Genomic DNA, 12,863 nt, shown 5'->3' with positions numbered 1-12,863 from the left:
AACCGGCGTCAGCCGGGGGTGGGGACGGGGGTTTCGGTGGTGATGCCGTCTTCCAGGTTGAGGACGCGGTCGGCCTCGGCGAGGAGGGCCTCGTCGTGGGTGGCGACGATGACGGTGACGCCCTCGCTGGAGACGACGGCGCGCAGCAGCGGCATGATCGCCGAGGCGGTCTCGGAGTCGAGCTGGCCGGTGGGCTCGTCGGCGAGGAGCAGGCGGGGGCGGTTGGCGAGGGCGCGGGCGATGGCGACGCGCTGACGCTGGCCGCCGGACAGCTCGTACGGGCGCTGGGCGGCGTGGTCGGCCAGGCCGACGAGGCCCAGCAGGACGCGGACGCGCTCGTCGCGTTCCGCCGGGGGCGTGCGGACGAGGCGCAGCGGGATCTCGACGTTCTCCGCGGCCGACAGGACGGGGATCAGCCCGTGCGACTGGAAGATGTACCCGATGTGGTCGCGGCGCAGGGCGAGGAGCTCGTCCTCGCCGAGGGCGCCGACGTCGCCGCCGTTCACGCGGACGGCGCCGCCGTCCGGGGTCTCCAGGCCGCCGATGAGGTTGAGCAGGGTCGTCTTCCCCGAGCCGGACCGGCCCTTGATCGCGACGAGCTCGCCGGCGGCCACGGTGAAGGACGCGCCGCGCAGCGCCTGGACCTCCACGTCCCCGGTCCGGAAGGTGCGGGTGAGCGCCTCCACGACCACCATCGGCTCACTCATCGCTCTCCCTCCGGTCGGGCCAGACGCCGACGTGGTCGGTCTCCAGGTTCAGCCGGACGCGGTCGCGCATGTCCAGGGCCGCGGTGAACCCCTTGGGGAGCTGGACGCGTCCGACGCGGTCGAGCACGGCGTACTCCTCGGCGGTGCGGGTGCCGTCGTCCGCGGAGCGGCGGCGGACCTCGCTGCTGGTGCGGCCGTCGCGGATGCCGATCGTGCGGTCCACGCGCTCGGACACCTGCGGGTCGTGGGTGACGACGACGGCGGTGGTGCCGAGCTCCTCGTTGACGCGGCGGAGCGCGGCGAAGACCTCGGCGGCGGTTGCGGTGTCGAGCTCGCCGGTCGGCTCGTCGGCGAGGACGACGTGGGGCTCGTTCGCGACGGCCACGGCGATGGCGATGCGCTGCTGCTGCCCGCCGGACAACTCCTGCGGGCGGCGGCTCGCGCAGTCGCCGACGCCGAGCATGCCGAGCAGTTCCGCGGCGCGGGTGGCGCGCTCGCGGCGGGACCGTCCGGCGAACCGCATCGGCAGCTCGACGTTCTGCGCGGCCGTCAGGTACGGGAGCAGGTTGCGGGACGTCTGCTGCCAGACGAACCCGACCTGCTCGCGCCGGAACCGCAGCCGCTCCTTGGACGCCATCGTCAGCAGGTCCGACCCGGCGACGCGGGCGACCCCGGCGGTCGGCACGTCGAGCCCGGACAGGATGTTCAGCAGCGTGGACTTCCCGCTGCCCGACGCCCCGACGATCGCGACGAGCTCGCCCGGATCGACGAGCAGGTCGAGCCCCTGGAGCGCGACGACCTCGATCCCGTCGGTCTTGTAGATGCGGACGAGGTTGTCGCACACGATGTGCGCGCCCTCGCCGTAGACGGGGCCGCGCTCGGCGGCGCGCCGCTCCAACTCGGCGAGGTCGGGTGCGTCGGTACTCATGAGTCCCCCGTTCTCAGGACGGTTCCGGGGCGGGCGTCGAAGGCGCGGTCCACGGCGACCGCGGCGGCCGCCGCCAGCAGCAGCGTCCCGAGCAGCCCGAGCAGCGCGGGCAGGCTCGGGACATGGGCGGTGACGGCGTAGCCGCCGGTGTAGGGCCCGAGGTCGACGGCAGGGCCGGTGATCTCGGGCAGCAGCAGGCCCAGCACCCAGCCCGCGCCGACCGCGCACAGCAGCACGGGCGCGATCTCGACGAGGGCGAGGCCGCGGCTCTGCCGCCTGCTGAGGCCGAGGGCCCGCAGGTGCGCGACGGTGCGGCCGCGGGCGCGGGCCCCGACGACGAGGACGAGCAGGACGGCGAGGAGCCCGAAGGCGCCGCCGATGATCGAGCCGTCCCGGAACGTGTCGCGGACGACGGACACCAGCGGCGTGCCGGTCATGGAGCGCAGCACGTCCTGGCGGATCTGGACGCCGCGTCCGGGGGCGGCGGCGCTGAGCCGTTCGGCGTCCAGGCCGCTCCCGGACACGAAGACCTGCGACGGGAAGCCGGTCGAGCCCGCGATGGCCTTGTACGGGACGATGACGAACGCGCTCCCCCGCGGCTGCCCGGGGAAGTGCTCGATCACGCCGGGCGACTCGACGCGGATCGGGTCCATGCCAGCGCGGCTGAGCGTCACGCCGCCGGGGCCCATGGTGCGGACGGCGAGCGGCGACGCCAGTGCCCCGGACGACCTCGGAACGCCCGGCACGGCGGGCGCCAGGTCGCGGTAGGCGGCGAGGTCCACGCCGACCACCGTCATGGGCGCCGTGTTCGACTGGGTCGTCACCTCCGTGATGACGCGGGCGCGCACGGCGCCGGTCACGCCGGGGACGCCGCGGATCCGGTGGAGGCGCGCGTCGTCCATCGGCCCGGCCTCGATGCGGGCTTCGGCGCCGACCTCGGCCCAGGACGCGCGTTCCTGCCCGTTTCGCAGCGCGGTGTCCACGGTCGCGGTGAAGCCCGCCACGGTGGCGGCGAGCAGCAGGACGACGAGCGGCAGCGCGCCGACGAGGCTCTGCCGGGAGGCGCGGGCGACGCCGATGAAGGCGACCGCGCCCCGGCGCCGCCGCAGGAACGGCCCGGCGCCGCGCAGCAGGTACGGGTAGACGCGCAGGACCAGCACGGCGAGCGCGGCGCCGAGCAGCACCGGGACGGCGGCGATCAGCGGGTCGGTGCCCGCGGTCTCCCCGCGCTGCCGCAGCAGCACTGCGCCGATCACGGCGAGCGCGACGAGCATCGCGTCCAGGACGAACCGCCGCCGGGACGGCCGCGCCGAGACCAGGTCGTCCCGGCGGCCCGACGACGACCCCACGCCCGCGTACCGCTCCCGCAGCACCATGACGATCGACACGACGAGGACGGCGACGACCGGCGCCGCGACCGCGTAGATCGAGCTGGGTTGCGGCGGCCCGGCGTCCAGCAGGCGTCCGGCGGCGTATCCGAGGGCGGCGGACGGGACGACGGCGAGCGCCGTCAGCCCGGCGGCGGGCACGGCGAGCTGCCGCAGCGACGCGCCGCGCGCCCGCATCGTCCAGAGGACGGGTCTGAGCCGTTCGCCGAGGAGCCCGGCGGCCAGCAGCAGCACCCCGGCGGCGACGGCGGCGAGCCCGCCGAGCGCCAGCCCGAGGACGGACTCGGCGGTGCGGAGCCGGTCGGCGAACGCGTTCAGCCGGTCGTCCAGCGCGGCGACGACGGAGCACGGGAAGATGCCGGTGCGGCCTCGGACCGCGGAGCGGAAGGCGTCCATCTCGCCGGCCGTCGCGCGCGCGTCGCCCGCCTTGATCGCTTCCGGGCGGACCGGGAACCGCCAGCTGAAGGTGAAGTACCAGCCCGGCGTCCGCGCGAGCCTGGCGTACCCGGCACCGTCGATCAGCGCCGTGCCAGCGTCGGCCTTCAGCCCCTCGGCCCCGCCGACCGACTCGCTCGTCGAGTGCAGGATTCTGGCGCGCGGCGTCCAGTACGGGTCGGCGGCGTTCACCGGCGCGTACAGGCCGGTGATCTGGACGCGCAGCGTGGTGCCCTCGGGCGCGCCGCCCGCCGTGATGCGGTCGCCGACCTTGTAGCCGAGCTGGTCGGCGTACTTCTTGGAGACCATGACGCGCAGGTCCTCGCCCGGCTTCAGGTCGAAGTTGTGCGCGGGCGCGCCCGCGACGACCCGGACGCGTCCCCAGGCGCCGACGTCCCAGCCGAGGTAGAGGAGCCGCGGCCGGATGAACTGCCCGTCGACGACCATGCGGTCGCCGGTGGCGGACGCCTCCGGCTGCCCGGTCACCGCGCGCAGCGACGACGGCATCAGCTGCTGCCAGGTGAGGCCGTGGGAGATCAGCCCGTCCTCGCTCGGCACGGCCGTCGTCGCCGCGAGGTCCGCCGCCCTGCCCTCGACCCGGACGTCGGCGCCCGATCCGGCGGCGGCCGCCGCGCTCCGGTCGTAACCGGCGGCCATCCGGGCCGGGAGGACGACGGCGAGCAGCGCGGACACCACCGTCAGCACGGCGAGGGCGACGACCGGCGCCCACTGCGCACGCACAAGCCCCCTCATCGTTCCTCCCCTACGCGCAGCCCGGCGCCGAGGTTGCGGCGGCGCAGCATCCGGATCACCGGCGGCAGGACCAGGCCGAGCACCGCCGCCACCCCCGCGACCATGCCCAGCACCACGGGCCAGTGGACGACCAGTTCGGCGGGCGGGTACGGCTCGGCGGCCTGCACGCTCAGCACGACGTGCGGGACGACCAGCCGCGCCACGACCAGGCCGAGGAGCGTCCCGCCGAGCAGGCCGATCACGACCAGGTACGCCTGCTCGATCGCGAGGACCCCGGTGACCTGCCGGGGATGGACGCCGAGCGCCCGCAGCACGGCGAACTCGCGGGTCCGCTCGCCCGCCGTCACCGCCGCGTTCACGACGAACGCGATGACGGCGAACGCGAGCGCGGCGGCGAAGCCGAGCACCAGCGCGCCCTGGAGCGCCGCGCCGAGCGGGGCGTCGCGGAGGCGGGAGCGCAGCTCGGCGCGGTCCGCGGCGATCTCCCCCCAGGCGGCGTGGCCGGTCAGCGCCCGCGCGGCCGGGGCGGTGCGGCCGTCGCGCACGGACGTCCACCATTCGCCGGGCGCGATGCTCGCCGGGGCGGTGCCGTTCGCGGTGAGCCGGGCGCCGGTCAGCGTCGGCAGGTCGACGAGGACGCCGGGCTCGCCGGGCGGGACGCTCGGCAGCGCGGGCGCGATCCCGAGCACCTTCACCGGCTGCTCTCCGTCGACCGTGCTGACGGTGACCGTGCCGCCGACGCCGACGTTGGCGCGGCGCGCCGTCTCCTCGGTGATGACGCCAGGCACGAGCGGCTGGAGGTCGGTGTTCGTCCCGGCGGCCCTGCCCCTGGACGGCGGCGCCGTCCCCGTGATGAGCATGGCGTGGACGCTCCCGATGGCGCCGGAGAAGGTCGCGTCCCCGGCCCACGACGGAGGCGGCGGGATGGCGAGCTTCGTCAGCGCGCCCTTCGCGGCGTCCGCGGTCGCTATCGGCATCGCCTCCTGCGGCTGGACGAACGCGTCCCAGCGGGCTCCGGCGGTCGGCGCCGCGTCCCCGGTGCCGTCGCCCCGCACGTGCAGGAGTTCCAGGTCGAGCTGCCCGGAGAAGGGGTTGTCGTCGTAGGAGTAGTGGACGCCCCGGACCGACAGCGGGTAGGTCAGGGCGCCGCCCGGCCCGGCCAAGGCGGCGGCGTCCAGCGCGAGGGTGTGCGCGCGGCCGTCCGCGACGATGCCGGGCAGGGTGGCCCGCTGGGCCAGCCCGTGCGCGTCCCCGATGGTCACCGCCACCTTGTAGGGGTGGTTCGCAGGCGGCTTGTAGTTCAGCTGGTTGGGGGGCACCGGCCCGGCGCGGCTGAGCCGGACGTCGAACAGGAGCCGTCCGGGCTTGCCCGGGACGGTCAGGGCCGGAGCGGCGGGACGTGCCTTGGCGAGCTCGTCCAGCCGCAGGTCGTCCCGGAGGCCGGGCTGGACGCGCAGGATCGGGCCGAGCGTCCCGGTGTCGGCGGCGAGCAGCGTCGCGGGGGCGTTGCCGAGGTCGGCGTCGGTGCGCAGCACCGCGGTCGCCGCGGTGACGCCGGGCAGCGCCGCGACGCGTCCGCCCTGCCCGAGAACCGCCGGGGCCTGCGGGCCGGTCGCGCGGGTGACGCGCAGGTCGGCGGCGGCCTGGAAGTCGGCCTGGTCGGTCTGCGAGCGGCGCCAGGTCGCCATCGTCGTCACCGACAGGACCCCGACCGCCATCGCCATGACGAGCAGCAGGACGGGCCCCGCGTACCGGAGGCGGCGCCGTCCGACCTGCCGGGTGCCGAGGGCGGGGACGAGCCCGCGCCCCTTCGTCGCGGCGCGTTCGGCGATCCGGGACGTCACCGGCACCAGCCGGAGCAGCAGCACCCCGCCGGCGAGCAGCGCGAGCGCCGGTCCGGACACGATGAGCGGGTCGATCCCGGACGTGCCGCCCCCGCCGCCGGTGCCGTCCGCCCCGTACCGGGTGAGCTGCCAGACGGCGAGCCCGGCGACGAGGAGGAGCGCCAGGTCGGCGCCTGATCCGCGCAGCCTGCCGGTCCGGCCGATCCCGGCCTGCGCCTCGACGAAGGTGCGGTTCGCGCCGCGCATCGTGGGGACCGTCAGGGCGACCGCGCAGATCAGCGCGGTCGCGACCGACACGATCCAGAGCGGGGCCGCGGGCCCGGCGTCCAGCCGCAGCCCGGAGTCGCGGACGGTCGGGGCGTGCGCGGCGAGCCGCAGCAGGGGCGGCGCCAGCAGCGGGCCGAGCACCGCGGCCGGGAGGACGATCAGCAGCCCTTCGGCGAGGCCGAGGCGGGCGAGCTGCCGCATGCCCATGCCCCGGGTCCGCAGCAGCGCGACCTCGCCGCGCCGGTGGTCGGCCAGCAGCCGGGCGACGAGCAGCCACGCGACCCCGGCCAGCAGGATCAGCTGGATCACCGGGATCAGCATCGTGGAGCGCGCCACGAGAATGGCGTCGTCGAGTTGCGCGGTGAGTTCAGGCAGCCCGGTCACCACGGAGAACTGCGCCCCGCCGCCGGCCTCCTTGAACGTCTCCTCCGCCTTCGCGACGCGGTCGCCGAGGGGCCCGAGCTCGCCGGACCCGACGCCGCGCAGGTCGGGCAGGACCGTGAAGCGGGCGTCCGCGCCGGTCCCGGTGAAGCGGGCCGCGAACACCGCGGGCGGCACCACGAACGGCCCGTACGTCGTGTAGTCGAGCTTCTCGACGCCGGTCGTGATGAGCCGGTCGCCCTGCCAGAAGTAGCTCTCCGGGTCGGGGACGTCGAACAGCCCGACGACGCGGACCCTGACGACCGACTCCTTGTCGACCCGGCCGCGAACGGTGAGGACGTCGTCCACCCCGGTGCGCATGGCGCGGGCGGCGGCGCCGGGCAGGGCCGCCTGCACCTCGCCTTCGCGCGCGGCGGCGGGGTCGGCGCCCGGCCAGCGTCCGCGCGTCAGCCGCGCGTGCTTCTCGATCCCGGTGTAGGTGCCGAACGCGGTCAGCTCGGGGTGCTCGCTCTTCTCCTGCCCGGGCAGGGTGTAGGAGTCGCTGCGGACGCCGACCGAGACCGCGAGCGGGACGTCCTCCCCGTACATCCGCTTGAGCGCCTGGTCGACCTGGCCTCGCACCTTGTCGAGCCCGCCCGCGGGGACGTGGGTGCCGACGGTGATGCCGACCGACTCGAACGTCGCGTCGGCGAGGGTGCGGCGGAGCCCTTCGCGGGTGACGGATCCGGTGTAGCCGACGAGCGCGGCGAGGACGGTGGTGGCGAACAGCGCGGTCGCGCACGCGGCCAGGATGAGCGTCCTGTCGCCCGCCATCCGCCTGAGTACCAGCCCCCGTCGCCTCACGACCGCTCATGATCATTCAAGGCCGCGGGCGCCACAAGGGGTCGTGATGATTCTGTGCCGTTTCGCAACGCACTCGCAATAAGGACAAATTACCTATTACGGACCCAGATCGAGGGCCCCTCCGGCGGGACGGCCTCGGCGCGCCGCAGGATCTCCGCGGGCTCCAGCGCCGCCCCCGCCTCGAACGCCGCCGCGAACGCCTCGGCGCCGAGCGCGCTCCGGGCGCGCTCCTCGGCACGGTCGGCCTCGGCCTGCTCGCCATGCCCGGCGCGGACGCCGGTCGACTCCCTTACGGACGCCGCCCTGCCGAGCGCCTCGGCCGCGTCGCGGGGCCGTCCGGACAGCGCCAGCGCGCAGGCCAGCCCCTCCAGCGCCGCAGCCGTGTCCCGGGGCGCCTCCAGCCGGAGCGCCACGGTCAGGGCGTCGCGCTGGTAGACGAGGGCGGCGGACGCGTCGCCGCGGGCGACCGCGACCTGGCCGAGCGCGCTCTGCACCAGCGGCAGGTACAGCGGCGGGAACTCCTCCGGCGACGCGGCCCTGAGCAGAGGTTCGAGGCGGTCTTCGGCGTCGTCGAGCCGTCCCTCGGCGCACGCCGCCAGCCCGAGACCGATCTCGGCGAACGTGACCGCACCCACGTGGCCCTGCTCCACGGCCATGCGCAGCGCCCGGCCGAAGAGCCGCCGCGCGGCGGACGGGTCGCCCCGCAGATGCGCGATCCAGCCGCGCCACGCCATCCGGACGGCGGCGTCCGGCCACATGTGCAGCTCCTCGGCCATCCGCTGCCCGTCGACCTGGAGCCGTTCCGCCCGGTCGTAGTCGCCGGTCAGCTCCGCCAGCCCGCCGAGCCACTCGACGGCCTGGAGCTGCCCCCACCGGTCGCCGAGCTCGCCGAACAGCGTCGCCGCCCGCTCGGCGTCGCGCCGCAGCGCGGCCGGGTCGCCGTGCGCGTGCGCCTGCTTGGCCCGCAGGACCAGCGACGCCGCCTCGCCCCACCGGTCGCCGCACGCGCGGAACCCGGCCAGCGCCTCGGCCAGCGTCGCCGCTCCGGCGGCGGTGTCCTCAACGTCGAAATGGGCGAACGTCAGGAACCAGCGCGCCCAGGCCCGCAGGCCCGGGTCGCCGGACGCGTCCACGAGCCGCAGCGCCTCGTCGCGGGCCGCCGGGTCGCCGCCTGCGCCCTTCAGGACCGCCAGCCCCGCCCGCCACGTCAGCGCCCGCGCCCGCGGGCCGGGCGGGCCGCCGTCCAGCGCGAGCGCGGCGTCCAGCGAGCGCAGCGCCTCGGTCAGCCTGCCGCGCAGGAACCAGTACCAGGCCAGCGCGTTGACCAGCCGCAACGCCTCCTCTGGCGCGCGGGCGGCGACGGCCGCGTCCAGCGCGGTGCGGACGTTGGCGGCCTCGGTGTCGAGAGTCCGCAGCCAAGTCGCCTGGTCGTGGCCGTAAAGGTGGCGCTCGGCCCGCTCCGCCAGGTCGAGGTAGTGGCGGCCGTGCGCCCGCCGGACGTCCTCGTCCTCCCCGGCCTCGGCCAGCCGCTCGGCGGCGTACGCGGCGACCGACTCCAGCAGCCGGTACCGGGGCGGGCCGTCCGGCCGCTCCGCCATGACGACCAGCGAGCGGTCGACCAGCCGGACCAGCACGTCCAGGACCTCCGCCGCGGGGACGTCCCCGCCCGCGCACACCGCCTCCGCGGACTCCAGCGCGCAGCCGTCGGCGTGCACGGACAGCCTCCGCAGGACGGCCCGCTCCGGCCCGGTCAGCAGGTCCCAGCTCCAGTCGATCACCGCGGTGAGCGTGCGCTGCCGGGCCGGAGCGCCGCGATGCCCGGACGACAGCACCCGGAACCGGTCGTCCAGCCGGGCGACGAGGCCCTCGACGCCGAGCGTCCGCACCTTCGTCGCGGCCAGCTCCAGCGCGAGCGGGATCCCGTCGAGACGGCGGCACAGCTCCCCGACCGGCCCGGCCGTCGACGCGTCGAGCCTGAACCCCCGGGACGCCGCCCCCGCCCGCGCCGCGAACAACCGCACCGCGCTCGCCGCGCTCGCTCCGCTCGCCGCCGAGTCGTCGCCGTCGCCGGGGACGTCCAGCGGCGGGACGGCCCACACCACCTCGCCGGGCAGCCCCAGCGGCTCCCGGCTCGTCGCGAGGATCCGCACCCCCGGGACCCGGCGCAGCAGCCGCTCCGCCAGCTCGGCGGCCTGCTCGATCACGTGCTCGCAGTTGTCCAGGACGAGCAGCAGCCGGCGGGCGCCGAGCGCCGCCGCGAGCCGGTCGAGCGCCGCCTCCGGCGCGCCCGGCGCGTCCCGGATGTCGAGGAGCGCCGTGACGACCTCGGCCAGGTCGGGCACCGTCGAGCGCTCGAACCCGGCCAGCTCCGCCATCCAGACGCCGTCGCCGAACGCGTCCACCAGCCCGGCGGCCGCCTCCACCGCCAGCCGGGTCTTGCCGACGCCGCCCGGCCCGGTCAGCGTGACCAGCCGGTCGGTGCCGATCCTGGCGCGGATCTCCCGGACGGCGTCCTCGCGTCCGATCAGCTCGGTCGGCGGGACGGGCAGGTTCGACCGCGGCCCGGCGCGCTCGGGCGGCAGCGGCGCCTTCAGCGCCTGGTCCTGCCGCAGGATCGCGCGCTGCAGGCCGGCCAGCTCGGCGCCGGGGTCGAGGCCCAGCTCGTCGGCGACCGCCGTCCGGTGCCGCTCGAAGCTCTCCAGCGCCTCGCTCTGCCGGCCCGCCCGGTACAGCGCCAGCATGTGCGCGGCCCGCAATCGCTCGCGCAGCGGATGCGCGGCGACCGCGTCGCCGAGCTCCCCGGCCAGCGCCCCGTGCTCGCCCAGCAGGAGCCGCGCCTCGGCCTGCTCCTCCAGCGCGGTCAGCCGCAGCTCTTCGAGCCGCGCGGACGCCGCCCGCGTGAACGGCTCGTCGGCGAAGTCGGCGAACGCGGGGCCGCGCCAGATGCCGAGCGCCTCGGCCAGCAGGGCCGCCTTCTCCTTCGGCTCGCCCGCCCGGCGCGCCTCGTCCACCAGGGCCTGGAACCGCCGCGCGTCAACGCGCCCGCCTCGCTCACCGCCCGGCTTGCCGTCCCGCTCCCCGCCCGGCTTGCCGTCCCGCTCACCGCCCTGCTCGCCGCCCTGCTCGCTGCCGGGCTTGCGGCTTGGCTCGCGGTCCGGCTTGCCGTCCGCGTCCAGCAGGTATCCGGCGGGGCGCGACACCACCAGCGCCCGCGCGCCGGGCTCCGCGTCCTCCAGCACCCGCCGCAGCTGGGACACCTTCACCGACAGCGAGCCCATCGGGTTCCCCGGCGGCGCCTCGCCCCACAGGTCGTCGATCAGCCGGTCGGCGGGCACCGGACGTCCCTCGTTGACCAGCAGGTCCGCCAGCAGCGCGCGGACCTTCAGCCCGGGCACCGGAACGAGCTCGCCGTCGTCCGTCCAGACGGCGAGCGGTCCGAGCACTCCGAAGCGCACCCTCCGACCCTAGCCGCGCCAGCCCGCGAAAAAGGACGGTAAGAATCCGGTAATAGGTCCGGTGCACAGTGGTTCCAGCTCGCCGGAAGGCGAACGATCGACAACGGAGGACACCATGCGCAAGATCATCAGCTCGACCTACATCTCGCTGGACGGCGTCATCGAGAACCCGCAGAACTGGACCTCGGCCTACTTCCAGGACGAGGCCGCCGCCTACGCCCGCGACCTGCTGTTCTCCTGCGGCGCCGTCCTCATGGGACGCGCGACGTTCGACGGCTTCTCGCAGGCCTGGCCCGCGATGGAGGAGGCGACCGGCGACTACGGCGTCCGGATGAACAACCTGCCCCACTACGTCGTGTCCGACACGCTGAACAAGCCCGGCTGGGGCGACACCACGGTGATCCGGCGGGCGGACGCCGTCGCGGAGATCACCAAGCTGAAGGAGCAGGACGGCCAGGACATCGTGCAGTACGGCTTCGGCCCGGTGTCGCGGACGCTCGTCGACAACGGACTGCTGGACGAGCTGCGCCTCTGGATCCACCCGGTCGTCGTCGGCACCGGCGACCCGGCGGAGCTGCTCACCCGCCCGGACTTCTCCGCGACGTTCGAGCTGGCGGACACGAAGTCCTTCAAGACCGGCGTGATCGTCGCGACCTACACCCCCGTCGCGAAGTAGCGGCGCCGTGCCGGGCGGCCGATCGTCGGCGCGGCCTGTGGGCCGATCGTCGGTGCGGCCGGTGGCCGGGCACCGGGCGGCGCCTGCCTGCGGAGCGCCGCCCGGCTCCCCACCGCCCGGTCTCAGGGAAGCTGGTCGAGCACGCTCTTCAGGATGCCGGGCGTCCGGACGGGCGGCTCCGCCTGCAGGCCGAGCCGGTTCAGGACGTCCCGGTACCTGGCGATGTCGGCGGCCCGGTCCGGGTAGAGGGCGCCGGAGAGCTGCTCCAGGTAGACCACGTCGGGCAGTTCGGGCTCGGCGAACCGCAGCAGCGTCACCGGCCCGCACTCGGCCGCGTGCCCGCCCGACGCGAACGGCAGGATCTGCACGGTCACGTTCGGCAGCCACGACATGTCGATCAGGAAGCGGAGCTGCTCGCGCATCGTCTCGGCGCCGCCGACCGCGCGGCGCAGCGCCGCCTCGTCCAGGACGGCCCACAGCTTCAGCGGGCCTGGGCGCTCGAACACGCGGTGGCGGCGCCGCATCCGCAGCTCGACCCGCCGCTCGATCTCGTCCGCCGGGGCCTCCGGGTGCCGGGCCATCAGCAGGGCGCGCGCGTAGCCGGGGGTCTGGAGCAGTTCGGGGACGTCCTGGACCTCGTACACGCGGGCGACCACGGCGCCCTGCTCCAGCCCGAGATAGGGCTCGAACCAGGCGGGGACCATGTCGCCGTACTCCTGCCACCAGCTGGGCCGGTTCGCCAGCTCGACGAGGTCCAGCAGCGACTCCCGGCGGGCGGGGTCGGTCACGCCGTAGAGGCTGAGCAGGTCGGCGACGTCGCGTTCCTTGAGGCCGACGCGGCCCAGCTCCATCCGGCTGATCTTGGAGTGGGAGCCGCGGATCTCGTAGCCGGCGTCCTCGGTGGAGATCCGCGCCGCCTCGCGGAACCGGCGCAGCTGCGACCCGACCAGCATCCGCAGCACCGTCGGGCCCGCCGTCCGGTGCTCCCGCGCGCGCCGCTGCGGCGGGACGACCCGTGCCGGCCAGGTCTCGGCCACGTCGTCCTGGTGCTCGCTCGCGCTCATGAACGGGACGCCTCCTCGCCGCGCAAGAACCTTTCTCTTCGGAGAAGTTACTCGTAAATCCCTGACTTGCCCAGCTATCCCGATTGTCCGGTTTCATGGCAATCTCGGCGGATGCGCCGGAC

General features: G+C 75.7%; 7 protein-coding genes. 1 reads left to right on the top strand and 6 read right to left on the bottom strand.

The window, feature by feature from the left end:
* Window positions 1-8 precede the first annotated feature (8 nt).
* From ACH34T_RS25685 to ACH34T_RS25665, 5 genes are all read right to left on the bottom strand, one after another.
* On the bottom strand, window positions 9-707 hold the full coding sequence (locus ACH34T_RS25685) for an ABC transporter ATP-binding protein (RefSeq protein ID WP_396023474.1): 699 nt from the start codon (window positions 705-707) through the stop codon (window positions 9-11).
* Window positions 700-1,635 (bottom strand): ABC transporter ATP-binding protein, encoded by a 936-nt coding sequence (locus ACH34T_RS25680; RefSeq protein WP_396023473.1) that lies wholly within the window; start codon window positions 1,633-1,635, stop codon window positions 700-702. Before ACH34T_RS25680 ends, ACH34T_RS25685 begins: the two co-directional genes overlap by 8 nt.
* The gene (locus ACH34T_RS25675; protein WP_396023472.1) at window positions 1,632-4,211 is read right to left on the bottom strand and encodes an FtsX-like permease family protein; all 2,580 of its coding nucleotides are present in this window, start codon (window positions 4,209-4,211) and stop codon (window positions 1,632-1,634) included. The genes ACH34T_RS25680 and ACH34T_RS25675 overlap by 4 nt, the downstream gene beginning before the upstream one ends.
* Complete coding sequence (locus ACH34T_RS25670) at window positions 4,208-7,546, bottom strand: FtsX-like permease family protein (protein ID WP_396023471.1); 3,339 nt, start codon at window positions 7,544-7,546, stop codon at window positions 4,208-4,210. Before ACH34T_RS25670 ends, ACH34T_RS25675 begins: the two co-directional genes overlap by 4 nt.
* An 89-nt stretch (window positions 7,547-7,635) precedes the next feature.
* Window positions 7,636-11,001, bottom strand: coding sequence for a BTAD domain-containing putative transcriptional regulator (locus ACH34T_RS25665; RefSeq protein WP_396023470.1), 3,366 nt, complete (start codon window positions 10,999-11,001; stop codon window positions 7,636-7,638).
* 115 nt (window positions 11,002-11,116) lie between these two features.
* On the opposite strand from ACH34T_RS25665, the gene ACH34T_RS25660 reads away from it, so the two are divergent.
* Complete coding sequence (locus tag ACH34T_RS25660; RefSeq protein WP_396023469.1) at window positions 11,117-11,677, top strand: dihydrofolate reductase family protein; 561 nt, start codon at window positions 11,117-11,119, stop codon at window positions 11,675-11,677.
* A gap of 122 nt (window positions 11,678-11,799) precedes the next feature.
* Here ACH34T_RS25660 and ACH34T_RS25655 read toward each other — a convergent pair whose 3' ends face one another.
* Window positions 11,800-12,741, bottom strand: a complete 942-nt coding sequence (locus ACH34T_RS25655) for a helix-turn-helix domain-containing protein (protein WP_396023468.1) — start codon at window positions 12,739-12,741, stop codon at window positions 11,800-11,802.
* Between the last annotated feature and the right edge of the window lie 122 nt (window positions 12,742-12,863).

Source organism: Actinomadura sp. 9N215 (assembly GCF_044326345.1).
Taxonomy (GTDB): domain Bacteria; phylum Actinomycetota; class Actinomycetes; order Streptosporangiales; family Streptosporangiaceae; genus Spirillospora.
This window is presented reverse-complemented; position numbering and strand designations above follow the sequence as displayed.

What these genes read in the sequence shown, in the direction of transcription:
- ACH34T_RS25685 (WP_396023474.1), bottom strand. Translation starts at nt 707, where the DNA reads ATGAGTGAGCCGATGGTGGTCGTGGAGGCGCTCACCCGCACCTTCCGG.
- ACH34T_RS25680 (WP_396023473.1), bottom strand. Translation starts at nt 1,635, where the DNA reads ATGAGTACCGACGCACCCGACCTCGCCGAGTTGGAGCGGCGCGCCGCC.
- ACH34T_RS25675 (WP_396023472.1), bottom strand. Translation starts at nt 4,211, where the DNA reads ATGAGGGGGCTTGTGCGTGCGCAGTGGGCGCCGGTCGTCGCCCTCGCC.
- ACH34T_RS25660 (WP_396023469.1), top strand. Translation starts at nt 11,117, where the DNA reads ATGCGCAAGATCATCAGCTCGACCTACATCTCGCTGGACGGCGTCATC.
- ACH34T_RS25655 (WP_396023468.1), bottom strand. Translation starts at nt 12,741, where the DNA reads ATGAGCGCGAGCGAGCACCAGGACGACGTGGCCGAGACCTGGCCGGCA.